The organism is Mesorhizobium sp. WSM4906 (assembly GCF_029674625.1).
Classification (GTDB): domain Bacteria; phylum Pseudomonadota; class Alphaproteobacteria; order Rhizobiales; family Rhizobiaceae; genus Mesorhizobium.
In genome coordinates this window covers 1,456,711-1,481,964 of record NZ_CP121355.1, presented here as the reverse complement: position 1 = coordinate 1,481,964, position 25,254 = coordinate 1,456,711, and the positions used below count along the sequence as shown (strand labels likewise).

At 59.4% G+C, this 25,254-nt stretch carries 12 protein-coding genes and 6 pseudogenes; 10 read left to right on the top strand and 8 right to left on the bottom strand.

Features of this window, described 5'->3' with window-relative positions; translation table 11 throughout:
- Positions 1 to 1,840: 1,840 nt before the first annotated feature.
- The 3 genes and pseudogenes from QAZ22_RS06950 to QAZ22_RS06940 form a co-directional block, all read left to right on the top strand.
- Positions 1,841 to 3,145 (top strand): annotated as a pseudogene (locus tag QAZ22_RS06950) (pitrilysin family protein); the annotation flags it as partial.
- Between the two features lie 9 nt (positions 3,146 to 3,154).
- Positions 3,155 to 4,420 carry a pitrilysin family protein gene (locus QAZ22_RS06945; RefSeq protein WP_128311092.1) on the top strand — a complete coding sequence of 422 codons (1,266 nt, stop codon included), beginning with the start codon at positions 3,155 to 3,157 and terminating at the stop codon, positions 4,418 to 4,420.
- Between the two features lie 415 nt (positions 4,421 to 4,835).
- Positions 4,836 to 6,311 (top strand): NAD-dependent succinate-semialdehyde dehydrogenase, encoded by a 1,476-nt coding sequence (locus QAZ22_RS06940; protein ID WP_095769043.1) that lies wholly within the window; start codon positions 4,836 to 4,838, stop codon positions 6,309 to 6,311.
- 784 nt (positions 6,312 to 7,095) lie between these two features.
- On the opposite strand, the gene QAZ22_RS06935 is transcribed toward QAZ22_RS06940, so the two are convergent.
- Entirely contained in the window at positions 7,096 to 7,611 is a 516-nt protein-coding gene (locus QAZ22_RS06935; RefSeq protein ID WP_224570032.1) for a DUF2285 domain-containing protein, read from the bottom strand.
- A 937-nt stretch (positions 7,612 to 8,548) separates the two neighbouring features.
- Here QAZ22_RS06935 and QAZ22_RS06930 point away from each other — a divergent pair.
- Together QAZ22_RS06930 and QAZ22_RS06925 are read left to right on the top strand one after the other, a co-directional pair.
- A pseudogene (locus QAZ22_RS06930) lies at positions 8,549 to 8,860 on the top strand (IS256 family transposase); the annotation flags it as partial.
- A 769-nt stretch (positions 8,861 to 9,629) separates the two neighbouring features.
- Positions 9,630 to 9,869: a tyrosine-type recombinase/integrase gene (locus tag QAZ22_RS06925; RefSeq protein ID WP_063169278.1), complete on the top strand. Its 240-nt coding sequence runs from the start codon at positions 9,630 to 9,632 to the stop codon at positions 9,867 to 9,869.
- Here the strand turns inward: QAZ22_RS06925 and QAZ22_RS06920 are convergent.
- The 3 genes and pseudogenes from QAZ22_RS06920 to QAZ22_RS06910 form a co-directional block, all read right to left on the bottom strand.
- Entirely contained in the window at positions 9,835 to 10,464 is a 630-nt protein-coding gene (locus QAZ22_RS06920; RefSeq protein ID WP_063169279.1) for a hypothetical protein, read from the bottom strand. The genes QAZ22_RS06925 and QAZ22_RS06920 overlap by 35 nt on opposite strands.
- A gap of 192 nt (positions 10,465 to 10,656) precedes the next feature.
- Positions 10,657 to 10,970, bottom strand: a pseudogene (locus QAZ22_RS06915) (ATP-binding protein); the annotation flags it as partial.
- Positions 10,971 to 10,980: 10 nt separating this feature from the next.
- Positions 10,981 to 11,514, bottom strand: a pseudogene (locus QAZ22_RS06910) (IS21 family transposase); the annotation flags it as partial.
- Positions 11,515 to 12,030: 516 nt separating this feature from the next.
- Here QAZ22_RS06910 and QAZ22_RS06905 point away from each other — a divergent pair.
- Positions 12,031 to 12,390 (top strand): hypothetical protein, encoded by a 360-nt coding sequence (locus tag QAZ22_RS06905; RefSeq protein WP_126066776.1) that lies wholly within the window; start codon positions 12,031 to 12,033, stop codon positions 12,388 to 12,390.
- Between the two features lie 569 nt (positions 12,391 to 12,959).
- On the opposite strand, the gene QAZ22_RS06900 is transcribed toward QAZ22_RS06905, so the two are convergent.
- Positions 12,960 to 14,276 carry a HipA domain-containing protein gene (locus QAZ22_RS06900; RefSeq protein WP_063169281.1) on the bottom strand — a complete coding sequence of 439 codons (1,317 nt, stop codon included), beginning with the start codon at positions 14,274 to 14,276 and terminating at the stop codon, positions 12,960 to 12,962.
- A complete protein-coding gene (locus QAZ22_RS06895) occupies positions 14,266 to 14,604 on the bottom strand; it encodes a helix-turn-helix transcriptional regulator (protein ID WP_063169282.1) in 339 nt (112 codons plus the stop codon). The genes QAZ22_RS06900 and QAZ22_RS06895 overlap by 11 nt, the downstream gene beginning before the upstream one ends.
- 611 nt (positions 14,605 to 15,215) lie before the next feature.
- Here QAZ22_RS06895 and QAZ22_RS06890 point away from each other — a divergent pair.
- A pseudogene (locus QAZ22_RS06890) lies at positions 15,216 to 15,712 on the top strand (aldehyde dehydrogenase family protein); the annotation flags it as partial.
- A gap of 512 nt (positions 15,713 to 16,224) precedes the next feature.
- On the opposite strand, the pseudogene QAZ22_RS06885 reads toward QAZ22_RS06890, so the two are convergent.
- Positions 16,225 to 16,685, bottom strand: a pseudogene (locus QAZ22_RS06885) (OB-fold nucleic acid binding domain-containing protein); the annotation flags it as partial.
- Between the two features lie 307 nt (positions 16,686 to 16,992).
- Complete coding sequence (locus QAZ22_RS06880; RefSeq protein ID WP_063169287.1) at positions 16,993 to 18,924, bottom strand: potassium transporter Kup; 1,932 nt, start codon at positions 18,922 to 18,924, stop codon at positions 16,993 to 16,995.
- Between the two features lie 975 nt (positions 18,925 to 19,899).
- Between QAZ22_RS06880 and QAZ22_RS06875 the strand changes: the two genes are divergently transcribed.
- The 3 genes from QAZ22_RS06875 (at position 19,900) to QAZ22_RS06865 (ending at position 25,043) form a co-directional block, all read left to right on the top strand.
- On the top strand, positions 19,900 to 20,178 hold the full coding sequence (locus tag QAZ22_RS06875; RefSeq protein WP_063169289.1) for an AlpA family phage regulatory protein: 279 nt from the start codon (positions 19,900 to 19,902) through the stop codon (positions 20,176 to 20,178).
- Positions 20,175 to 20,807, top strand: coding sequence for a hypothetical protein (locus QAZ22_RS06870; RefSeq protein ID WP_063169290.1), 633 nt, complete (start codon positions 20,175 to 20,177; stop codon positions 20,805 to 20,807). The genes QAZ22_RS06875 and QAZ22_RS06870 overlap by 4 nt, the downstream gene beginning before the upstream one ends.
- A gap of 702 nt (positions 20,808 to 21,509) precedes the next feature.
- A complete protein-coding gene (locus QAZ22_RS06865; protein ID WP_082826570.1) occupies positions 21,510 to 25,043 on the top strand; it encodes an autotransporter domain-containing protein in 3,534 nt (1,177 codons plus the stop codon).
- The last annotated feature ends 211 nt before the right edge of the window (positions 25,044 to 25,254 follow it).

The window sequence follows — 25,254 nt, the reverse complement described above, 5'->3', positions numbered from 1 at the left end:
CGCATTTCGGCCGCGGCAATCAATGCCGCTATCATCGTCTGAGCAGTTCGATCGAAGCGACACGACATGATCGGCAAAATCGAAGGCTCCGCCTCACCGCTCGCTCGATTTCGCCCGGGGAGAAAAAAGGCCATCCGAGAAAGTGCAAGCCGCCGCGCAAAGGCGACGTGTCCAATTGTCTGGGTGCCCCTGTGCGCCGGCCCGATCGGGTTGGCGCAGGTCCAGTAAGGACCCGGACCAACCATTCCATTTAGACGACCGGCAGGTTTTAATCGGCGTCCGGATCGCCGTCCCAAAATGCCCCAAGTATACGGCTAGAAAGGCTGCCAACGATCGAGCTTTGGTCGGAGGCGTGCTTGTCAGCGTCTTGGGTGCTTGACCGGCCTTTGCAATGGCCATCGCCATCGCAAGTATCGTGCGTGGCCAGTGAGACCGCAATTTCATCAGCCTGGAGCCGACCGTATCGGTGCTTTTTTATGATTTAGGGATTTTTCGTTTTCCTCTTGGATCATCACGGGTTTGGAGAGGATCTGGTGTTAAGTGCCATTCGGAGCGCCGGCGAACGGCCCGAAATTAATGTGGTCGAGTGATGAAGCCTCCCGAATGCGTTAAACGAGACCCTTTATGGCGGCCCTGGCTGACAACAGTCTGAAAGCTGCAAGCGGCATGCGAAAATGGGGCGATCCTGAATGACGACAGATGCTATCAACATGAAAGAGGCTCGCCCTGAAAGCTGAGCACGCTTTATGCTCAGGCTGCTGACAAGGCCAAAGCAGCGTAAGTGCGTAGTGAAATCCAAGGTCCACATGGGTCGTCGCGCGTCCCATGCGCCTGGGAAGGCGCCGGCCCGGCCAAGCTTTCCCAGCTCGTCCGCATGATGCTTCGCTGAGCGTCAATGGACGTTGGCGCGAGACCAAGGCGTCGTGCGTTGCAATCCGGACGGTCCAGGGTATCAGGAGTTTCACGGCCTCGGCCCGCTTGGCTGGCCACAGTTGAAGCTCCAACGTACCGGCTGGCACCGGGAAATTGGGCTCTGCGCTGCCTCAACGCTGATGGCACGGTCAATGCTTGCCTACCGATGGGGCCGCCCATGCCGTGATGCTGTCGGTCGACGTTCGCAAACCAGACCCTCGCGAGACCCAGCGAAGGGGCTCGCCGGTACGACGAGGGACCTTACCTCTTTATGCGCGGCATCATTATCGAGGATGACATGTTGCCTTACACGTCGTCCCTCGCGCTCGGGTCTTTGTGGGGCGGATGAAGTCCTGATCGCGGTGGCACTGCTGCATGTTTGCGTAAGACCCATCCAGTCACGATCGCGCTGTCCTTCGATGTCGCGGTGCTGATAGGCGGGCAGATCGGTGTGCGCGGCGCCCGCCAAAGGATCGTCGTCACGCCGGAGGAGGCGAGCGTCATAGCCGGCGCGCCGGCGAAAGGCGCTTTCTGTCGGATGCCCGACAATGTCGGATATCGCAAGTATCAAGGTTGGATCAAACCTTGCGAATCGGGGCTTTCTTACTTGGCACGGGGCATGCTCAGGTATCCGCAAACACCCAATGGATAACGAGCAGACTTCCCATGGCCTCACCATGCCGAAAGTTTCCCGGACGCATCCAAAGATGAGGCTCGCGTCAGGCCCAGCAACACGCTGACGGCTCATGTGGCTCGGCGTCGCGTGCCGATCCACTTTCTCCCAATAGGCGTTCGGGAGACATAGATCCTTCAAAATGAGGAACAGATCACTTTGCCAGGAACGCAGCCCATAACCCCACTCTCCCTACCAGAACTACCAAGCAAGCCCCGCACTCATGGGCTTCGCAGGACGTCCGTTGCGTCCGAGTTGGTCGGCGCGGGGCCGGCTCCGATCCCCGTCGCATGGGAGGACGGCAAGGCGAGGGATTTCGTGCTCGACAACGGCATGGAGGTGGTCGTCATTCCCAACCACCGGGCGCCGATCGTCACCCACATGGTGTGGTACAAGATCGGCAGCGCCGACGAGCCGCCGGGCAAATCCGGCATCGCCCATTTCTTCGAGCATCTGATGTTCAAGGCGACGACCAACCATGCGGGCGGCGAATTCGACCGCGCAGTGTTCGAGATCGGCGGCTCCAACAACGCCTTCACCTCCTCCGACTACACCGCCTTCTATCAGACAGTGGCGCCGTCGGCGCTCGAGCTGATGATGAGCTTCGAGGCCGACCGAATGCGAAACCTCATCCTGACCGACGATGTCGTCAAGACCGAGCGCGATGTGGTCATCGAGGAGCGCCGCTCAAGCACCGACACCAACCCGCAGGACGTTCTCCATGAGGAGATCGACGCGACGCTGTGGCAGAACCACCCCTATCGCATCCCGATCATCGGCTGGATGCAGGAGATCGAGCAGCTGAACCGCGTCGACGCCACCGTCTTCTATGAAAAGTACTACTGGCCCAACAACTCCGTGCTGATCGTGGCCGGCGATGTCGAACCGGACACGGTGCGGGCGCTGGCCGAAAAGACCTATGGCAAGGTGGCGCGCGGACCTGACCTGCCGCCGCGCATCCGGCCGGTTGAGCCCGAGCAGAACACCAGGCGCACCGTCACGCTCTCAGACGCCCGCGTCAGCGTGCCCAGTTTTTCGACGCAGTGGGTGGTGCCGTCCTACCACACCGCCAAGCCGGGCGAGGCCGAAGCGCTCGACCTGCTGGCCGAAATTCTCGGCGGCGGTAACCGCGGCCGGCTCTACCAGGCGCTCGCTGTCCAGCAAGGTATCGCTTCCAGCGCCCGCGTCTATTTCCAGGGCACTATGCTCGACGACACCAAGTTCGCCATCTATGGCGCACCGCGCGGCGATGCCAAGCTGGCTGATCTCGAAGCGGCGGCCGCTGCCGAAGTTGCCCGCATTGCCGAGGATGGTGTCAGCAACGAGGAACTAGGCAAGGCCAAGGACCACTATTTGCTCAATATGATCTTTGCGGAAGACAACCTGGACTGGCTCGCCAGCATCTACGGCTCGACGCTGGCCACCGGCGGTACCGTGAAGGATGTCGAGGAACGGCCGAATCGCATCCGCAAGGTTACCCCCGAGCAAATCAAAGCAGTTGCCGCCCGCTATCTCGCGTTCGACCGTTCGACCACGGGCTATCTCTTGCCCAAGACGGAGAATCAAGAGATGACGCTCGGCGCTCGGCCCCATGCTGCGATGAACATCCAGGAGGTGAAGTCCGAAAAGGGCATCATCGCCTGGCTGGTGGAGGACCACACAGTGGAAATCGTCAACATCGGCTTTGCCTTCAAGGGCGGCACCAAGCAGGACCCGGTCGGGAAGGAGGGGATGGCCAAACTGATGGCCGGCCTGTTCATCGAAGGCGCTGGCCATTACGACAGCGGTGCCTTCCAGGTGAAGCTCGACCATGCCGGCGCCGAAATGAGTTTGGACGCGCAAAGCGACGACATCTACGGATCGATGTGCATGCTTTCCAAAAAGCAGGACGCGGCGTTCGGCCTGCTTCGGCTCGCGCTGAACGCGCCGCGCTTCGAGCAGGGGCCGATCGATCGCGTCCGCGCCGAGATTGTCTCCCGCATCGTCGGCAGCGAGCGAGACCCTAACGCCATCGCTCAGCGCAAATGGCTGCGCGCGATCTATGGCGCGCATCCTTGTTCAAGGCTGGGAGAAGGCACAAAAGAGAGCCTGCCCGGCATCACGCCGTCCGACCTCCGCGCCTTCCACCAGGCCATTTTCGCTCGCGACGGGCTCCATATTGCCGTGGTGGGTGACATTGACGCGAACACGTTGAGGGAAAGGCTTGACCAGCTGTTTGGTGATTTGCCTGAGCAACAAACCCTCGTCCCCGTCTACGATGTCGCGCCGAAACTCGGTCAACTGGTGGAGGAGAACTACGACCTGCCGCAGACTTCGCTGACGTTGGCCTGGCCTGGCGTGAAGCCTAGCGCGCCGGATTTCTACGCGGCCGTGCTGCTGAACGACATCCTTGGCGGCTCATACTTGACTTCCCGCCTTTACGAGGAGGTACGTCAAAAACGCGGCCTTGCCTATCACGTCAGCTCTGAACTAACCCTTGACTCGCTTCTGGTTACGACAGAGACACGCTCGGACTGCGCTGCCCAAACACTGAGCATCGTGCGAGATGTGGTAAAGCAGATGGCGCAGCAAGGACCGACCGGGGCCGAGCTCAAGGCGTCGAAGAAGCACCTGATCGGCGCCTATGCCATCGACCAACTGGGCTCGACCCGCTCGATTGCAGACCGGCTCCTGGATTTGCAGATTCACAAGGCCGACGTCGACTACAACCAGCGTCGCGCCCGCAGCATCGGTCGGGTGACGCTCAAACAGGTCAAGGCGGCGGCCAAAAAGCTGCTTTCGGCCGAGCCCGCCATTTTGGTGGTCGGCCCGCCGCTGGGCGGCAAGGATGAGTAAAGAAACTCATCTCACCTTCCTTCTTCATCGGGGCTTCTCGTGGGAAGAGCGAATGTGGAGGCCCGTGGGCCAAGCAGATCATGCAGACGCGCGGAGTCGTTTTCGCCGACCTTGCGCGGCATTGGCGGTCCGGCGGCCTCTCGCCGAAATGGCGCTCCTCAGCATGTATGCCGCCTTTTTGCAGAATTCAGTCGCATGCCACCAGCAGGCATGGTGGATGAAGCAAACATCCGACTGCTTAATCCATCAATTGATGAACCGCGGGCACTCAAACTAACGAAACTGCTGTCTTTTCATCGGGCTAGCGTGGTCTACCAGCTGCTTTGCCGAGGCCCTACGACGAACCCACTGGTGCAGAATACACACTGACGGCCTGTCGACCTGGATGTTCGCTGCGTTGAGGAGGAATCCGGTATTGCCCCTGTGCCTGCCGATGATCCGCCGTCTGAAATCCCCGCACCTGTTTGGAGCCATCGACCGCCTGCCGGCACTCGGCAGACCAGTTGGCAATAAGACGTTCGAGGTCGTCAATCCGTCGACCGGCGAAGTTTTGGCAGAGCTTCCCGATATGGGCGTGGAGGAGACACGTGCTGCGGTAGACAAGGCCTATGTTGCGCAGTCGGGATGGGCCGCGTTGACGGCCCGAGAACGTAGCGACGTTCTTTGGCGATGGCATCAGCTGATCATCGACCATGCAGGCGATCTCGCCGCGATTCTGACTGCGGAAATGGGCAAGCCGCTTGCCGAAGCCATTTCAGAGGTATCGCATGCGGCGGCGTATCTGCAATGGTATGCCGAGGAGGCCAATCGCGTCTATGGCGAGACGATCTCGGCACCCTCGACAGACCGCCGAATGCTAGTGATCAAGCAGCCCATCGGCGTTGTTGGCACGATCACGCCATGGAATTTCCCGGCCTCCATGGTGGCGCGCAAAATCTCGCCGGCCTTGGCTGCGGGCTGCACAATCGTGCTCAAGCCCGCTGAACAGACGCCGCTCGTGGCTGGCGCAATGTTCGCCCTCGCCCATCAGGCCGGCTTTCCCGATGGCGTGGTCAACCTGATCTATGCGTCCGAAGGTGATCGCGTGGGCCGTGAACTCTGCACCAATTCCAAGATTCGAAAGATCAGCTTCACCGGTTCGACCGAGGTCGGACGGCTGCTGATGCGTCAGTGCTCTGACCAGATCAAGAAGGTCAGCCTTGAACTCGGCGGCAATGCACCTTTCATCATCTTCGATGATGCCGACATTGACGGTGCTGTTGACGGTGCGGTCCAGGCGAAGTTCCGCAATGCCGGCCAGACCTGCGTTTCCGCGAACCGCATTTACGTCCAATCGAGCGTTCACGATGAGTTCGTCAAGAAATTCGTGGAAAGAATCCGGCACTTGTCGGTTGGCGACGGATTCGATGCCGGAGTGGACATCGGACCGCTCATCGACAAGCATGCTCTGGCCAAGATCGAGTCTCACGTCGCAGATGCCATTGCGAAAGGCGGCACAATACGATGCGGGGGCCAGCGTATCGGCAAGAATGGCACGTTTTTCGAACCCACGGTCCTCACCGAGATTTCCAGCGTCATGGCAGTCGCGCAAGAGGAGACATTCGGGCCGCTCGCGCCGATCATTCGCTTCAACGATGCGGATCAGGTCGTGCGCGAGGCCAATGACACGATATACGGCCTCGCCGCATACTTCTATGCCTCAAACCTGAAGCGGGTCTGGCGTGTGGCAGAGGCTCTGGAATATGGCATGGTTGGCATCAACACGGGACGCATGTCCTCGGAGGCGGCACCGTTTGGCGGGATCAAACAATCCGGCATCGGGCGGGAGGGTTCCCGTCATGGCCTCGAGGACTATCTGGAAATGAAATATCTTTGCATGGGCGGGATTTGAAACCTGCTGCACTGTCTCTCCGCCCCACCGGGGGGCGGCCTGCGGTCAATGCCGCCACCTAATTGGAAGTTCCAAACGCCGTTGACCTGAAACACGGATGCCCGGCAGGAGACTGAGCTCGCTGTCGGGCCGGACATGCCTTGGGAGGGCATAAGTCAGCGCTCCTAGGGCCGATGGGCCACTCAGTTCGTGCGCCTTTTGCCGATTGCGTTGCATGTGCCGTGCCAAGCCAAAAAGCATTGATAAACCGCCGATGGATCAGCTTTTGCCCTGTTGCGCATTCTACATTGTGGGATATGCGACAATGCCCAAGCGGTTGAATCGTCGTGTTGCAGAACCCCAGACGGGTCATGACTGCTATTCTTAGGACAGTGCGCAGCAAGCCGCTACTCGCTGCACTCCAGGCACACCATTTCCATAATCAAGCGGTGGGTGCTATGTTGACCGAGCTGTCGACCAGGGAACGGTGTGAGGCCTCAGATCCCTCCATATTGTTGCACCCGCCGGTCCAACAGGACTGCAGGTCCGGCCTCAAAGGATCTTGGCTGCTATGGCGACATTGCGGTGCACGCCGCTTTCCGACCAATGATGTGCGTCCAGGTCGAGGCCGGCCCTAATGAACCACCGCCTTGGCACCCTCGCCCATCTCATTTCGGCATCGACAAGCTAGACCAGAGCGCACTTGCAAGGCGCCATGCAGTCCTGTCGGCGGGCGAACTGTTGGTGACGGGTACAGCTGCGAGCGAACGTTCATCCACCGACGCACAGCGCGGACTGTCGCTTTTCAAATTAGGAAATCTCTGTAGCCACCATTCATGAGCGCGCGGCCACGCGAGACGGCCCGACGGATGCGGTCGCGCAGATGATCGCGAGGATCCGCCCAGTCGGCATGGACGCGCCGTTGACCGATGAGAACTTCGGCGAGCTCGCGATGAGGTGCTCCGGCGAGCGAACCGTCGAGCGCACGAAGAACGAAGGACAAACGAACGCCGCGCTTTTCCGGCGCAAACAAGCGGGGGGGCAACTGTTGCCCTAGACTGAGAGCATTGAGGCACTCCAGTCCCCTCAGTCGATGCTTTAAAAGCACCGCGGGCCAGATGGCTTGCGTATGCAGGCAAACAGGGTGGAGGATATTCGCGCCCGAGACGGCGAGCTGCAGCGCGTGGTCCGCATTGCGAAGAAGAACATGCTGGCTCTTGTCGGGCGCCAGCAGGACGATTGCACGACAGGGCAATGCCGAGAGTTCGAACGGCGGTGTCGGCGACGAGGCAGGCAACCGTTCCGCAATGACCGGCAGCACATGGACGCACCAGAGCGGACACCAGAATACGACCGAAGCGCGGCCACAAGACTCCGCGAAACAGAACACCCCAGCGTGACAGGTCGCCGGCCGACGCGACCATATCGAGAAAGGATTGGAGAGACCAAGTCTTGCAATGCTGGCGCGCAGCGGTCAGATCGCGCTGGAACGCTGGATTGCGGCGTAAGAACTCCCAAGCCCACTCCCGCAGCGTCAGGCCAGCGGTGTAGTCGTATGATCTTTCATCCCGCCAATCGGCCTGATCCGCGCCAGTCAGGAGATTCATGACTGACATCCCCTGCCCGCGCCTGCGTGCGTCGAAACATTATGCCACTTCGCAAAGCATCGGCGAAGGCAGCAGACGTCGAAGACCCCGTTTCGTTGAAGCGTCAGCCATCGCCACTGTCGGCGACAGAAGATGTGCCCAAATTGCCACCAGACCGTCGAACTGGCACAGCGACGGCCAGCGCGACCTGGAATTGATCCCGTAACGGTCATCGGCTCCTGCGTCGCGATCCAGACGTCCCTTGAAGGCGCAGTAGCGCGGCAGTGGATCGCACGCTGCTTGTCGGCAAGTTGTCGTAGCGGCGGCGCCATAGGCACGGTCATCGGAGGGTCTCCTGCGGCAAGCTTTCGCCATTGGAGGCCAATCTCCCCGCTAGGGCAGCCTGTGCAGTTGCACAGGTGAAGCGGATCAATCAGGGGGAGCCATGGCGGAAACTGGATGATGGCGGCTTGAGGAGAGCGGCGTATCGAGGCGGGTGATGAAGCCTGCCAGTACCTCTCAAGGAGAGTGATACGCCATGAACGAGACTATCAACACATTGTTCGCCTTCGTCAGCCCGACGAAATCGATGATACCCTGACGGATGTACTTCGCAGCGGCGCGCGCAAATTGCTTGCGCATGCGATCGAGATGGAGGCCGAGGCGTATGCCAAGGCGGTCGACTGCCTGACGAAAGATCATATTGCGTCGCTGGCGCTCTACGATTTCCCCGCCCAACACTGGGATCATCTGCGAACGTCCAATCCCATCGAAAGCGTCTTTGCAACCGTTCGCTATCGCACGGTGCGTACCAAGGGCTCGCTATCCTCGAAAACCGCCCAGCTGATGGTCTTCAAGCTGTTGGCCGCGGCCAGGAAGTGGCGACGATTGAAAGGACAAAATCAGTTGCCGAAACTCATCGCAGGTGCCAGGTTCCTGGACGGAATCCAGGTCATCGAAACGAAGCCGCAGAGCGCCGCTTGATCAGCCTCGTCACCCAAATTCCAGCATAGCTCCATCGGAACTGCCAGCCTTCCTTGCCGATCAGGCGCATATCAGCGCTGACGATACCGAGGACGGCGATGGCGGTCACCTCCAGGCCGCCGAGTAACGACCCTCAAAACACCGCACTGGTCGAGGCCAGCCTGAACCGGTATCTTGTGCCTGCCCTCGGGAGTCGCTCTATCCACCATGTGATCGACACCGACATTGCTAACATCACCAAGAAGATCGTCGCCGGGGGTCACCCGCAAGCGGCTAACACGGCCTTCTGGTGTATGCGGGCATTTTTCAACTGGTGTCGCAAACCGCCGCAACGGCTCATCCGCGGTTTCCCCGCGAGGGATTGGAAAATCCGGATCCGGCCCCGATCGTCAAGCGCAAGCGAGTGGTGAACGATGCCGAACTGGCGGCTATATGAACGGGCTGTGAGCCCGAACCGGGCGATATCGGCTATTCGTTCGGCTCCATCGTCAAGCTGCTCATTCTGACCGGACAGAGGCGTACGGAAGTTGCCGCGATGCGTTGGTCCTCAACCTTGAAGCCGGAACATGGAACTATCGGGTGACCGCACGAAGAACGAAGAGCCTACGCTTATTCCGCTGTCCACACTGGCGGTGTCGGTCCCCCAGACGGTACCGAAGACCAATGACACGTTTTTTTCCCTGCGAGGGGCAACGAAAGAAGCCACTTCTCAGGCTACGCGAAGGGCAAGAAGGCTCTAGACGGCAAGGTCAATACTGACGGGGTGGCTTTGGAGAACTGGACCCTTCACGATCTGCGCAGGACGCTCGCGACAAATCTCGGCAGGCGGCAGGTATTGCCACACGTCATCGAGCACATACTGAATCACAAGGCGGCGTCCTTGACAGACATTGGCGAAATCTACAATCTCTATAGCAACGTCAAGGAGAAGCGCGAGGTGTTGCAGATGTGGTCAAATCACATCGAATGGCTGATCAAGCAGGCTGCGGATGACGCTCTGGCGGCGTAGCTGCTGGCATGGGCGGAAGATGCGGCGCAACAATCGTCAGAGCCTCATCGAATTGGAGAGCATGCTTGACCAGCAAATGCGCGGCCAATGCTTCGATGGCCGACCAGTGATCGAGTACTAGCCGGGCCGTGCAATCTTCGATCCGCCCCCAATCGGGGCGGCGCGGCATCAGGAACCGCAACTCACCATAGATTCGCTTGGCATCCGCGTAGTCGCTGCTCCCCTCATTCCCATCGGACGCATTCATCGCCATATCGCGCGGGTCCAGATAGCCTTCGAATGCGGATTCTGCAAAAGGACCTGCCAGACACGCAACTATCTCCCGGATCGCATCATCGCGTTCCAAACATCGATCCATATCGTCCTCGAAAATCGGCTTTCGCTTCGAGGTGAATCCTTGCGCTGAATAAAAACCCGCGCCTTCGACAACACCACCGCACTCTCCGTCACCGACGTCGGGGTAAATACTAACACTTGAGAAAGCAGGGAGTTCACGGTCGTCGTCGAACGTCTGACGGTGCAAAACGATGGCGGCCACCGCGTGCCCGGCTTCGTGATGCGCCACAAGCGGCAGATATTGGGAGGCTACATTCATGCGGTGCGGCTCTCAGGTCTAGTTTGCTTTTGCGCATAGGACCGCAATTGTCGTGCCAACTGGGAAAATCGTTTCGGGCAATGCGATCGCTCCGATAGCGTTGCGTCTCCTGTCTGACATTGTTGGGAAGTCGACACGCGCCCGTCGCAATGCGGTCGACCTTCCGCGCGAGTTGGGTGACCCGTGAAGGCGGCCGACCAGGACGATGTTGCGCTGATCGGCGACGAAGGCGCGGCCGGGCGAGATCGCGCATCAGGGGGTGACCGGCGTGTCGGCGAAGTCGAAGTCGTCGATGTCCTTGGCCAGCGGCAACTTGGCGACAGCGAACTGGTATTTGATGGAGCGGGCCTGCTTCTCCGATATCTCGGCCTGCAAGAGATCACCGACAATCCTGGGCGGCTCGTGCCGTCGCTTGATGGCGACGCGCCCATGATCTCGTCATAGGCTCTGCGCATTCCGTAGAGCTTCAGCGCTCCCATCAGTTCCAGTACCTCGGTGCGTTCCATGGCTGTTTGTCCTCCTGAGACTGTCATAGCGGGTGCAGTCGGCGACCGCTCGTGAGCTAGCTTCAGCGCTTGGGGAATGGAAAGGATCGTGCCCGGCGCCGGATCGCGGCTGCGGGCCAGGATGTTGAGGATCACCGGCGCCGACGATGCACCGTGCTCGATGGCTTCCTGACAGGCGGCCTCGACCGCGCTCAATCCGTCGGTCAGCACCCAGGTGAGGATCAACACCATCTGCCGGTCGACGTCATCAACCGCCTTGAGCTGCGCCGCACCTTCTCCATTGCCGACCGCACGACCCAGCCAAGGAACGGCGCGCGCCGTGTGCCAGGGATCGTAGGCGACCTCGTTGCGGCCAAAGGAGCGAACGTGTTCTCCCACGACCACGCCATCCTCTGGCGGATGCGATCCGATCGACATAAGCATGGATCTCGATGGGCCGACCGACGGCACTCGACAGCACCGAGTATTTGTTGTTGTCGAAGCGCACCGTGCAGGTCTTCGACACCGACGGGGGAATGCAATGGAAGCCGTCGAAGCGACCGGCAGCCGCTCCCGCTGCGGCTTGGCCGCATTCGCCGACAGCAGCCGGTCCCGCGTCTCACGCCGAGCTCCCATGCGGGGATAGGGCTGGTGCTTGCGCTCGTAGCGGAACTGCGTCTCCTCAGAACGCAGGACCTTGCGCACCACCTTGCGCGAGATCTTCAGCTCACGGCAGATCGCTTTGATCGACTTCCCCTGGACCAGCGACAGCCGACGTATCTTTGCAATCGTCTCTAAAACCAACATCCAAAACACAAATGCCTCCGATCAAGCCGGAGGCATCTTGATGACCCCATCGTTAAGGGGTCCCGTTTGGACGAAAATCACCCTTTAAACAGGGTCCCCATTCCACGAAAAATCAATGCACTACCTTCCAAAGCTGCGAGAGATCGCCACCGACCGCTTTGAAGGGGCTTTCGGCGGTCTCGTCAGCGAGGTTGTGGCATGAAGAAACATCAATCCACAGCATTGGGCCGAAGCATGCCACGGGCTCATGCCGCGGGAGAGCGGGAAGATATTCTTGAAAGAAGAAGCGGTCTCCGACATCAATACCGACAGGATGGGCAGCTTTCTCACATCACTTGAGGTCGAGCGTGGCAGTTGCGACCCGCAATGCAAGGCTGGCGGCGATGCATGCCTTTGCGCGGTTCCTGATTTCGGAGCACCCCGAATATTAGGATACGCTGCAACTGGTGGTGACACTTCCCTTCAAGAGGGCGCGTGGGTGGCACCTGTCGAATATCTCGATGAGCCCGGAAATCAAGAGCGTCCTGGCGCGTATCGTCCGCCGCACGCCTTCTGGACAGCGGGATTACGCTCTGTTTTCGCTGATGTTCAATACGGATGCACGAGTTCAGGGATCCTGAATCTTCGATTGTGACCTTCGTCTGGTATCGCCCTGTCCCGCCGAGCAAAGCAACGACCGCCCCACACTGCTCACCCGGTTCGGTGTTCCATACTTGCTGCGCACACATGGCTGCGGGCGAAGGAACCACCATGGCGGAAAAAAGCATCCATCATCGCCCTTTGCGGGACACGACGGCCATCCACCTCGTCAAGGCGGGTGTTGACATCGCCACCATCAGTCGATGGCCAGGCCACTCGGGCTGAACTAACGATGCGCTACGCCCAGGCCGGTATCGATATGAAGCGGCAAGCGCTCGAACAAGGCTTCCCCGACGTGATGTCATCGGCAAAAGATCAGACGATCATCGCTTTGATGGCTGGATGTTTGGCTGGCTGCACCGCTTGTAGACGCTCAGTTATGTGGAGTTGTATCGCGGGAAGTCGCGCGTCTTGGGCTTTTGCGGTGTCAGCTCCACATCTCTCCGCAGTGCACGTTGTCACTGTTGAAGAGCCGTTTGTTCAATCTTCGTCCTGGCACGGCAAGGGTTGTCGATATTGTGGGCGTCTTGCGCTTGCCGAGCTTGTCCGAAATCCAGCGCCGGATCAGGCGTGAACACTGTTGCGTAGTTCGTCAGCCAGAGCGCGGAGAACGTCGGCGCTTCCTTCCAGCGCCGTAAAAGCGTAGGGATTGAGGAACTGTCGGCCCCAGAACAGATTGCGATCTGTGCCGGATAGCGTAGCTTCCTCGCTGACACGCGGCCAATTCTCCGCAATGCATCGGAGCTGGCCTTCAACAATCGCAAGAGCTTCCGGCGCGCTGAGCAGGAAGTGATGCGCCGCTTCAAGGCAGGACGCTATCCGGCTCATGCGGTTATTGCCGCTGATGAGCATGGCCTGGCTGGCCTCCTGGCCACTGCGGGCCTGCGGACAAATATCGTACGCAGGCGTGAGGGTGAGCTTAGCGCCGTCCCAGAATGCCGCATGGTTGCGGGCATGATCGTCGGTGTTGCCGCAAAGTATGTTGAAGACAATGCGGCTGAACAACTCGCGCAGAGTTTCCGACGGCGCGGTGAATCGGTGGCGAATGATCTCCGCCAAATCCTGGTAGCTGGCGTAACGCGCCATCATCTCATCGAGCGCGAGCATCGTCAGCGCTGAGACCATGGATTTGCGTTGCCAGCCGCCCGTGACCTTGATCCGGTCGAATCGCTCGACGAGCAACACGTCGTTGCCTGCGGCGCGAACGAGCGAGACGGATGCCGCTCTGATGCCGCACAAGGCGGCAAGCCGCATGGCTATGAATTCTCCTTTGACGACGCTGTAAAGGTCGGCAGACGAGGAAAATTTCGCGACATGCTTGACGGCGTCACCCTCGATCAGCGCCTTTGGCCTTGCGCCGCCGATCGAGCTGCCGTGATGCAGCGCCTGATCTAATTCGGGGGTGAGCGGAATACCTTTCTCTACCCGCTCCGCCGATTGGACAAGCTCTTCGAGAGTGGCATTGGCCAGTGCGCGCGGCTCGTAATGCATTGGCGAAAACTGAAAATCGAGCGCGCCGATGCGGTCCGAGCCTGATTCCAGCAAGAACGTCAGTTCTGAAATATCGAGCCGCGCGATTTCATCGCCCTTCACACCGAATTTGCGGTTTAGGATAACCCGTCGTCCCCAGGCATCAGGGGCAGCATCGCGGATGCATCCCGGCATGGTTAGGCCAGGAAGCAAAGGCAATTCGCCTGCCTTCAGGGGCAGTTCCGGGAGATAAAGCGGGATCGCGCTTCCCAGTTCACGAAAGCTCCTGCCATAGTTGAAGCTGACGAGTCCGTCATGGGCATATAGCCGCCCGGCGACAACCGGCGCGGTCTCGCCCGGCAGCCAGACCCAGACATAGGCTTCGTCGTACTTGGGGACCTTAGAACTCATCGACGATCTGCTTGCCGGCCTTGTAGACGTGCTTCGGCAGCAGCGCGATGCGATCGTCCATGCGGCCTGTGAGGGCTGTGATGCCATTGCCGTCGGCATCGAACAGCTTCACACCGACAATGGCAGCAGCTTCGAACATCAGTCCGATTTCGACTTTGGGATCGCCCTTCTCGATGCGCTGCAGGGTGCTGCGTGAAACACCGATTCTCTCGGCTAACTCCTGTGCGGTTAACCGGTGCTGCATCCGGCCAAGCCGGATGGTCTTACCGAAAAGGCCAAGCGCTTCCATCGCGTAGCGCGAATAGGTGCGTTTATACGTTGCCTTCATTCGGGTCTCTGTGACCTATGCATGATCCATATCGCCTTCTTTCGAACTTTATATAGGTAATGTCACAGAGCGACTGCCAAAGTCAAGACTCCGTATCGCAAGCGTTACCCATCCGAACGAGGAAGGCGGATATTGCCGACGGCTCCTGCACAACCGGCCAGCTCTGCGCGTCTCGGGCGAGGCGGAGATCTGGCGCTGGATCGCGGACAGCCTTGAGACGCCTCGCATGAGTCATTCATGGGCGGTCCCTGGTGCGGGGCCGCGGCGCTCGACTGCTGGCCGACATTCTCGGCGGCGGGACCCGCATCCGGCTACACCAGCACTTTTCGACCGCATACGCGCCCAGCTTCTCTCCGAAATCATTGCCAATGAGCGCGAACCTCATGCGATCGCCGAGCTGGCCTGGCGGCGCGGAATCTACGCACGCATCCGTATTCGAGACCGCCCAAGGGAGGCTGACTAGCGTAACGCCCTCCGATCTAAGCGCCTTCCACAAAGCCGCTTTCGCACGCGACGGGCTGCATGTGGCGGTCGTAGGCGACATAGATGCCAAGCCCTGAGAGTAAGGCTCTACCAGCTGTTCGGCGATTTGCCTCAGAAACTGGCGCTTGCCGGCGCGAACCAGTGGTATCGCGAGGGCGAGCACGCCGAGCGCTTTTCCTCCGCCCTCCACTGACCACAGACCCGCACGCAACGAAGCCGCGCTCGATCTTATCGTGGCGTGGCTAGGTGCAATGTTTGCTCTCGCCATCAGGCCGGCTTTCCCGATGGCGTGGTCAACCTGATCTATGCGTCCGAAGGTGATCGCGTGGGCCGTGAACTCTGCACCAATTCCAAAGATCAGCTTTACCGGTTCGAACGAGGTCGGACGGCTGCTGATGCGTCAGTGCTCTGACCAGATCAAGAAGGTCAGCCTTGAAACCGGCGGCAATGCACCTTTCATCATCTTCGATGATGCCGACATTGACGGTGCTGTTGACGGTGCGGTCCAGGCGAAGTTCCGCAATGCCGGCCAGACCTGCGTTTCCGCGAACCGCATTTACGTCCAATCGAGCGTTCACGATGAGTCCGCCGAGAAATTGTGGAGAAGGTCCGGCACTTATCAGTGGTCCGACGTCTACTCCCGGAGCGAAGCCGTCGCCAACCCAAGATCGAGTCCCACATCGCAGATGATAATTCGATGCGGGGCCGAACGATAAATATGCATGCTTTGGCCACCCCGAGGCAGGGCTCATTGAGATGATCCGACCGCCTTGGAACAAAGATGGGGTAGAGCAGATGAAGCGTTGGCAGCGTGTCTCCATTCGACGCGAGCGCTTAGGATGGGATCACGATCATTCGCATCACGCGCAGCCGCAAGGGCGATGCCATGGCTACTTTGGAATCGTTGAAGTGGTTTGAGCCGGACAGTCACAAATACACCCGTTACGCCGCGGCTCAGGAAACGGGGCGGCGTCCGGCGGTGGAGGTGCTCGCTGACTTAAAAAGGGTGCGGGCAGTCGTTGCGCTTGAGAGCGACGACATTTGGGATCCGGCACGGGGTGACCTGCTGCCAATCGGCAGTTAACAGGGTCCGACAAAAGTGTGCACAACATGCTGCTGAAGTGGCCTCCGGAAGCGCTACCGGAAGTTACGCGTCTTGAACTTGATAGGGTCGATATGGTCATACTGCATCGACGATGTCGCGCCCCTTCGGCATGCCGCGCGGATCGATGCCCGATCCGCCGTGATGAGCCTCGTCCCTCGGCCGTGCGGCAACGGAAACGGCGTCTTGCGGTTTCCCACGCTGGCCAGCCCGGCCGACAGATCGGTCAGCTCGTGGGCGACGAGGTGCACCACCTCCTCTTCCGTCGGATGCGTCCGCGGACGCCGAGCATGGCCGAAGCAAGAAGCACGCGCCGGAATTTCTCGAGAGATCTTGACCCAGACGACGACGTTTGCCGCACCCGTCTCATCCTCCAGAGGAACATGAAGCCTTTGGCCGAGCCCGGCCGCTGCCGGACCAGCACCAGGCCGGCGGCCTCGAGCCAGCTTCTGCCTCGCGCCTGCATAGCATCCTGACAGGTCACGGTGCGGCGCCGGTTAGGCGGCACGCCGATTTTGGCAACGCTAGCCTGTGAACTGAAGAATGAAGGTCGGACTTGCGGCACATCGATTAGGTTCAAATGATAAGTTGCTGCCCGGCGAGGTCGTTTCAGCGCATCTCGACTGGTGGGTCGGCAAGACAATGCGGAACGGAAATGATCGCAGGCGTAAAGGACGGCTTTCGGGGCCGGAAGCTTCAGGCCTGGAACCGGACCCCAGTTTGGCGCAAGCATCGTGGCCTCCGCCCGGTCAGGCATTCACCGGCTCGCGAAATGCCAATTGATTCTGCTTAACCGGGCATACCTAAACGGCCACTTGCGTTCCGATCTCGACCACACGTCCGGTCGGGATCTGGAAATACTCCGTCGCGTCGGCGGCCGTGCGCGCCAAGCCGATGAACAGCTTGTCCTGCCACACCGGCATGCCGGAGTTGGGTGACGCCTTGAGCGAGCGACGCGACAGGAAGAAGGACGTCGTCATGATGTCGAACTTCCAACCCTGCTTGCGGCAGATCGCCAGCGCACGCGGGATGTTAGGCTGTTCCATGTAGCCGAAGGTCAGTGTCACCCGCATGAACAGCTCATTGATCGTTTCCATCTTGATCCGCTCGCTGTCGGGCACCACGGGCTGCTGCGCCGTCACCACAGAGAGGATGACGTTCTGTTCGTGCAGCGCCTTGTAGTGCTTCAGGCTGTGCATCAACGCGGTCGGCGCACTGGCGGGATCGCTGGTCAGGAACACGGCCGTACCGGACACCAGCTGCGGTTTCTTCTTCAACAGATTGCCCGCAAGGAAATCGAGCGGAATCTGGTTCCTGCGCGTCTTGTCAAATAGATACCTGCTGCCTCTTATCCAAGTCCACATGGTCATCACGATCACTGCGGCAATGGCAAGCGAGGCCCAGCCGCCTTCGAATACCTTGACGATGTTAGCTGCAAAGAAGCCGGTATCGATGAAGACGAACACCGCCATTAAGGCTATCGCGACGCCGAGCGGCCATTTCCAGATGCGCGTCATCACAACAAAAAGCAGTATGTTCGTCACCAGCATATTGCCGGTCACCGAAATACCGTAGGCCGAGGCCAGCCGGCTGGATTCGCCGAAGCCGACCACCAGCAGCATCACCACCAGCGCCAGCATCAGGTTGATGCGCGGCAGATAGATCTGGCCCGACTGTTTTTCCGACGTGTGCTGGATGACGAAACGCGGCAGCATGTTGAGCTGTACCGCTTGCCTGGTCAGCGAAAAGGCGCCGGAGATCACCGCCTGGCAGGCGATCACGGTCGCCGCCGTGGCAAGCACGACCATCGGAATAAGCGTCCAGCCCTGGTTCATCTCGAAGAACGGATGACCGACAACGCCGCCATTTGCCAGCACGAAGGCGCCTTGCCCGACATAATTGAGCAACAGACAAGGGAACACGATCGCCAGCCAGGCGAGCACGATCGGCTTGCGGCCGAAATGGCCGAGGTCGGCGTAGAGCGCCTCGGCTCCGGTGACGGCGAGGAAGACTGCACCAACCGTAACGAAGGCGACGTCAGGCGAGTTGACCAGGAACGACACGATGTAATGCGGGCTGATTGCCAGCAGGATTTCCGGGTCGTCCATGATGTGGTTGAGCCCGGAAAGGCCGATGGCCAGGAACCACAGCGCGGTAACGGGTCCGAACACCAATCCTACGCCGCCGGTGCCAAACCGCTGTACCGCAAACACGATCGCCAGGATGGCCAGTGTCAGCGGCACCACATAGGGCTGGAACGTCGGCGTGACGACATTCATACCTTCGACCGCCGACAGTACCGAGATTGCCGGCGTAATGACGGCGTCGCCAAAAAAAAGCGCCGCGCCGACGATGCCGATGCCGATGCCGATGCCGAGGATCACCGCAGAGCAGGTCGGGAAACTGTTGCGCGCCAGCGCCATAAGCGACAGCACTCCGCCCTCGCCTCGATTGTCGGCGCGGAGCACGAACATGATGTATTTGATCGTCACGGTGATCGTCAGGGACCAGATGATCAGCGAGAGTACGCCGAGGATGTCGCCACGGCTGGCGACGTTGCCACCCGCTGATGCATGCAACGCCTCGCGAAATGCATAGATCGGGCTGGTGCCTATATCGCCATAAACGACACCTAGTGCGCCCAACATCAGCGCCTTGGTGCTGTGCTGCTCGACCTCAGAATGGCTCGATTGTTCGACAGGTTCTGCCTCGTTACCAGCATTGGTAAGGGCCATGGACGACACTCCGATAAGCGCGCGGTGCTCTACGCTTGCTGCACTGCAATATCAAGTTCCGTCACGTAATGTCTGCCGTCTCGCCTGTCGTTGCTCGCCTTGGTAGACTCGCCAGCCCGCAGCCCTACCGAGCAGCAATAGCGCCCCGGCAGAACCCTCAATCGCCCAGATCAATGAATGGTTATCGCCCACAGTGCCCCCCCGCGATGCGGCCGATGGCGACCAGGGTGTCGTGGGCGCACAAGGATGGCGCTTTCCTGATGACGCCGTGCTCCAGGTGTGATCGCACCGTTGCTGCGCAAGCCATTTACTTGCTCGTCCCAGCGAGGACCGTGGCCAACTGGAACGCAGGGCCACGCCGCTCACCGGCCGCACTTTGCGGCGCAGATAACGATTCGATCTCCGCGGCGAGATTCTGGTTGAAGAAGCCACCAAGCTTGTCGAAGGACACACGGTCGTAATATCGACATGCCAGTATCCGCAACCCAGAAAAGCTCCTTGGGCTCCGCTGCGCGCGCCACGAACAACCCGATCTTCTCTGCGAAGAGGACGCCGTAATCCTTCAGGTTGAAGCCAAACCGGGGGGCGGCCGTGACGTATGGGCGAAGGGCTAGGAGGCGGGTTCGGTGAGGAACGGCATTGATGTCCACGCCGTCTCCTGGAAAGACAGAGGAATGCGGTGTCACCGACTGGCGCCGGAGGTTGATCCGGTGATTAGGAGGAGCACTCGTTGTCGGATTCTCGACGATGTCGGACATCTGACACAACGCTGCCAGAGCGATCACGTTGTTCCGAAACGATTTTCCCAGTTGGCACGACAATTGCGGTCCTATGCGCAAAAGCACTGCGATGCCGCACCGACTGGAAGAACTCATCAATGATCACGCTTTTCGAACATGTGGGCGCCGCTACCAACACTAAGCGTTCCCGATCAAACGGAAGCCTCTATCCCTTCTTTCTGAAGGCTGTCCGGACATGAACGCATTTGATGTCCGTCCAACGCTGGATGCTCCCGACGACGATCTCTATCTTTGGCTTGAAGATGTGGAAGGCGAGCGGGCACTTGCCTGGGCCGCCGGCCAGTCGGCAAAGACCCTGAAGCACTTCAGTGGAACGCAGTTCGAGCGCGACCGCGCGACTCTGAAGGCAGGCCTGTTCCCTAAGCGGCGTCGCATCTCCCCCGGCCGAGTCGCATGGCTTGAATCCGATATCAGGGCTTGGATGGAAACTAGATCTGAGAGCCGCACCGCATGAATGTAGCCTCCCAATATCTTCTCCCGTCTGTGGCGCATCACGAAGCCGGGCACGCGGTGGCCGCCATCGTTTTGCACCGTCAGATGTTCGACGACGACCGTGAACTCCCTGCTTTCTCAAGTGTTAGTATTTACCCCGACGCCGGTGACGGAGAGTGCGGTGGTTTTGTCGAAGGCACGGTTTTCTATTCAGCGCAAGGATTCACCTCGGAGCTAAAGCCGATTTTCGAGAACGATATGGATCGACATTTCCAACGCGATGAAGCGATCCAAGAGATAGTTGCGTGTCTGGCAGGTCCTTTTGCAGAATCCGCATTCGAAGGCTATCTGGACCCGCGCGATATGGCGATGAATGCGTCCGATGGGAATGAGGGGAGCAGCGACTACGCGGATGCCAAGCGAATCTATGGTGAGTTGCGGTTCCTGATGCCGCGCCGCCCCCGTTGGAGGCGGATCGAAGATCGCACGGCCCGGCTAGTACTCGATCACTGGTCAGCCATCGAAGCATTGGCCGCGCATTTGCTGGTCAAGCATGATCTCCAATTCGATGAGGCTCTGACGATTGTTGCGCCGCATCTTCCGCCCATGCCAGCAGCTACGCCGCCAGAGCGTCATCCGCAGCCTGCTTGATCAGCCATTCGATGTGATTTGACCACATCTGCAACACCTCGCGCTTCTCCTTGACGTTGCTATAGAGATCGTAGATTTCGCCAATGTCTCCGGTGCGGGCTCACAGCCCGTCCATATAGCCGCCAGTCTGCTGCCTTCGAGTGGCCCATGTTGGCCGCGGCCAGGAAGTGGCGACGATTGAAAGGACAAAATCAGTTGCCGAAACTCATCGCAGGTGACGGTCTGGTGGCAATTTGGGCACATCTTGTGTCTCGTCGCCAGTAAACACGGATGCCCGGCAGGAGCTGAGCTCGCTGCCGGCGGAAATCGTAGAGCGCCAGCGACGCATTCTGATCTTTCGTCAGGCAGTCGACCGCCTTGGCATACGCCTCGGCCTCCATCTCGATCGACCTGAACCGGTATCTTGTGCGCCATCCGGACGATCTGGGAAAGCTTGGCCGGGCCGGCGCCTTCCCAGGCGCACGGGAAGCGCGACGACCCATGTGGACCTTGGATTTCACTCCGCACTTACGCTGCTTTGGCCTTGTCAGCAGCCTGAGCATAAAGCGTGCTCAGCTTTCAGGCCGAGCACTCATCCATTGTTGACAGCACCTGTCGTCATTCAGGATCGCCCCATTCTCGCAGGCCGCTTGCAGCTTTCAGGCTGTTGTCAGCCAGGGCCGCCATAAAGGGTCTCGTTAAACAATTCAGGAGGCCGTTCCAATGAACAATCAGTTTGCGAGACTTTTTCGAGGACCAGGTATGCAGGCTTGTTTCAGGACAAAGAACTTTCTGGCGGCAACCACCGCGATGACGACGGTATTCCTGCCGGCTGTGTCTCTCGGGGTGGGTCTGGTAGCATTTCCAACTGGAGAAGCGTTGGCCGACGACCCGATTTCGATCCCGCTGGAGTATGTCGGGGAAGGCCATGACCGCCTGGGCATCTGGGCCAAGATCAACAATGGCAACGCGCAGCGATACGTATTCGACACGGGCTCGGACCAGCTCAACACGCAGATCGGGTCAGAGGTGACCGGGGTCCGCCCGATTGCCGACACGCCTTACGTATATACGTACGGGGACGGAACGTATGGTAATAAGCTTCAGAACGTGGAAATTGATAAATTTACATATGTCGATCCAGATCAAAAGATAACAATCGACGGGCCGTCTGTAAGCGATAAGAAATACCGGGCTGCTCGCATTCTCGATTTTGTCTATACCCATGCGTATTGCAAGGACAACAATCTTAAGTGCACGCCGGGATCCGTGACGGATGGACTTAAAGATATGTATGGTCAGGATCTCCAAGAACCTTATCACGCCGATAAGGAGCAGCGGGCGAAAATGACCGCTGGCAAGATGGCAGACGAAGGCGGCGATTTCGCAGGTACATTCGGGGCCGGCGATTTTCTTGGCAAGACAAGTGTCTGGGGCATGATGGGCAGTGTCACCAGGTCTGGCTACGTGGTCTCCGCCAATGTGAATCCGGATTCCGAGAGCGACCAAACGCCTGGCTGTTCCCCCTGCACGATTGTCAACCTCAATCCAAGCCTCCGGGCCCAATATACTAATGCCATGCCATGGGGAGAACCCGAGGAAAAAGATCAGGATTCTTATCAGAATTTTCCTGGCTCTGGCGCCAATGCCTCGACCGAATACGAAGGCAGCTACAATCTGCAGTACACGGTTAAGGATGGAGCCCCACCAATCACCGACCCCAACAAGACCGCGGTATTGCTCGACACCGGCACACCGGGCGGTGGCAGTCTGGAGATCAGTGATGCGATGCTGAAGCAATTTCAGGATGCGGGCGTCAAACTTAAAAATGTTCGGAGAAATGAGCAACGCGAGATCGTAAGCGCATCGGGCAACATCCCGAGCGTTACAATCGCAGGAACGGATGGCGATCCGGTAAGGCTGGACAATATCGACTTCACCTACACCAGCGGCACGACGGAACAACCCAATGACCAGACCAGTTTTGTTGCCGGTCTTGACTTCTTCAAAAACAGATCGGTCATTTTCGATCTGGAGAAGAAGTATACCGCTTATACGTCACATTTCGTCACTGCCAGCAACTTCTCTACCGATTCATCCGCACCCGAAGGGACCGGTCTGAGCAGGATCACGACGAGCATGGGGAATGAGGGCGGGTTCGGCATAGCGGGTGTCGTCTCCGGCTCCGGATCGCTGACGCTTGATACAAAGACGGTGGTCCGGATGACGAATGTCAACACCTACACCGGCGAGACGAATATTGCTCAGGATGCCTATCTCTCGCTTGCGGGGCTCGGCAACATCCAACGGTCAGCGAAAGTCGTTGCAGACGGCACGTTCGATATCTCCGAACATGGAAATGGCAGCGACTATTGGGGAATCTCCGACGCCTACAACGATGCCCGTATTCGTAGCCTGAGTGGCAGCGGAACGGTCGAACTGGGCAAGCGTACCCTGGTGCTAACGGATTCGAACGACACGTTCGCCGGCAGCATCAACGACCTCGACGTTGATAACAATAATATGGGCGGCAAACTATTCGTTGCCGGTGGCGTGCAAACGCTGAGCGGAAAGAACAATTTTTCCGGCATGACGACGGTCGGTTCCGGCGCGGGATTGCTGCTTGCCGATACAGGTGTGCTTTCCCATGATGCGACCACGTCCGGCTTTCTCGGGAATGACGGGCAGATCGGGGGCACGGCTATCGCAAACAGCGGCGGTGTCGTCGCAGGCGGCGGCACCTACGGTGCGGTCACCATTTCCGAGGGCGGCACGGTCGCTCCTGGCAGTGCGACCGATCCGAGCAGGATCGTCACCACACTGACTGTCACGGGCGATTTCGCGCAGCAGTCCGGATCGATCTATCAGGTCGACCTCGCAAGGTCGTCCGATCTCATCGATGTTGGCGGAGCAGCGGCGATCGACAGCGGCGCGCAGATCGAGCTGCTGCGGCAGGGAACGCTATCGGTCGATGCCCGATATACTCTGCTCTCCGCAGCAGGCGGCGTAAGCGGCACCTATGGCGGGCTGACGGGGGCTCTGGCGACAGACGCGACGCCCTTCGTCGATTTCCAGCTCGTCTACGATGCCAACAATGTCTATCTCGATATCAGCCGCACATCGACGGCGTTTGCCGATGTAGCCAGCACCTTCAATCAACGCTCGGTCGCCGCAGCGGCTCAGGCGCTTGGAAGCGGTAATCCGATCCAGGACAACATCCTGTTCCTGACGGCGCCGGAAGCCCGCAACGCTTTCGATATGCTATCAGGCGAGGTTCATGCTTCCATTCATAGCGGCCTCATCGAGGACAGTCATTCTGTACGCGATGCCGCGAGCGAACGGATCCGTGCGGCGTTCGACGGCGTCGGTGCCTCCAGCGTTCCGGTGATGACTTATGGGCTGGGTGGTCTGGAACTGGCCCCGGCAACGAGTGAGAATTTCGCCGTATGGGGCCGTGGCTTCGGCGCCTGGGGTCATCTCGACAGCGACGGCAATGCCGCCGGTCTCGATCACTCGACAGGCGGCTTTCTGGCTGGCGGTGACGCGGCTGTCGGCGAAAGCTGGCGGCTCGGCCTCATCAGCGGCTACAGCCATACCTCCTTGGAGGCGGACGATCGCGCGTCGTCGGGCTCGAGCGAGAATTACCATCTCGGTCTTTTTGCCGGCACGCAGAACGGCAATCTCGGTTTTCGTTCCGGCCTTGCCTATACCTGGCACAGCATCGAGACCGGCAGGTCCGTGGTCTTTCCAGGCTTCGCCGACAGCCTTTCGGCCGATTACGACGCCGGCACGTTCCAGGCCTTTGGCGAGCTCGGCTACCGTATCAATACGGCTTCGGCTTCCTTCGAGCCCTACGCTAATCTCGCTTATGTGAATTTTGACGCCGATGGCTTCACCGAGAATGGCGGCGCAGCCGCCTTGTCGAGCGGGGATCGCTCGAGCGACACGGCGTTTACCACGCTAGGTCTGCGTGCGTCGACGGTACTGACCCTCGGCACCGTGACTGCTACCGCGCGCGGCGGTCTTGGCTGGCGCCACGCCTTCGGCGACGTCAGGCCGGATACCGCTCTTGCCTTTGCTGGCGGTTCCTCCTTCGCCATCAAGGGCGTGCCGATCGCAAAGAACGCAGCTCTGCTCGAAGCTGGGCTTGACGTAAACATCACCGAGAACGCGACGTTCGGCATCGCCTATCAGGGACAGATCGCCTCGGATGCCCAGACACACGGGTTCAGCGCCAAGCTCGGCGTCCGTTTCTAAATCACCCGCAAAAGAGATTGGTTATGAAGTCAGTGAGTGCATTTTCTTTTACCGTCGTTCTCGGCTCAGCGACGGTGATGTCTGTGTCCGCCGCGCGAACGGACGATGCCTGCTACAACAAGGCACAAAGCCTATGATGACGCAATGTTCAATCGACGACCTGAAGCCAGTCGATGGCGAGCTTGACAAGCTCTACAAGGAGATGGAGACC

Excerpts from the sequence above, each read along its gene's own strand:
- QAZ22_RS06920 (WP_063169279.1), bottom strand. The coding sequence starts at position 10,464 with ATGAATGTAGCCTCCCAATATCTGCCGCTTGTGGCGCATCACGAAGCC.
- QAZ22_RS06880 (WP_063169287.1), bottom strand. The coding sequence starts at position 18,924 with ATGGCCCTTACCAATGCTGGTAACGAGGCAGAACCTGTCGAACAATCG.
- QAZ22_RS06945 (WP_128311092.1), top strand. The coding sequence starts at position 3,155 with ATGACGCTCGGCGCTCGGCCCCATGCTGCGATGAACATCCAGGAGGTG.
- QAZ22_RS06895 (WP_063169282.1), bottom strand. The coding sequence starts at position 14,604 with ATGAAGGCAACGTATAAACGCACCTATTCGCGCTACGCGATGGAAGCG.
- QAZ22_RS06875 (WP_063169289.1), top strand. The coding sequence starts at position 19,900 with ATGAACGCATTTGATGTCCGTCCAACGCTGGATGCTCCCGACGACGAT.
- QAZ22_RS06865 (WP_082826570.1), top strand. The coding sequence starts at position 21,510 with ATGAACAATCAGTTTGCGAGACTTTTTCGAGGACCAGGTATGCAGGCT.
- QAZ22_RS06900 (WP_063169281.1), bottom strand. The coding sequence starts at position 14,276 with ATGAGTTCTAAGGTCCCCAAGTACGACGAAGCCTATGTCTGGGTCTGG.
- QAZ22_RS06870 (WP_063169290.1), top strand. The coding sequence starts at position 20,175 with ATGAATGTAGCCTCCCAATATCTTCTCCCGTCTGTGGCGCATCACGAA.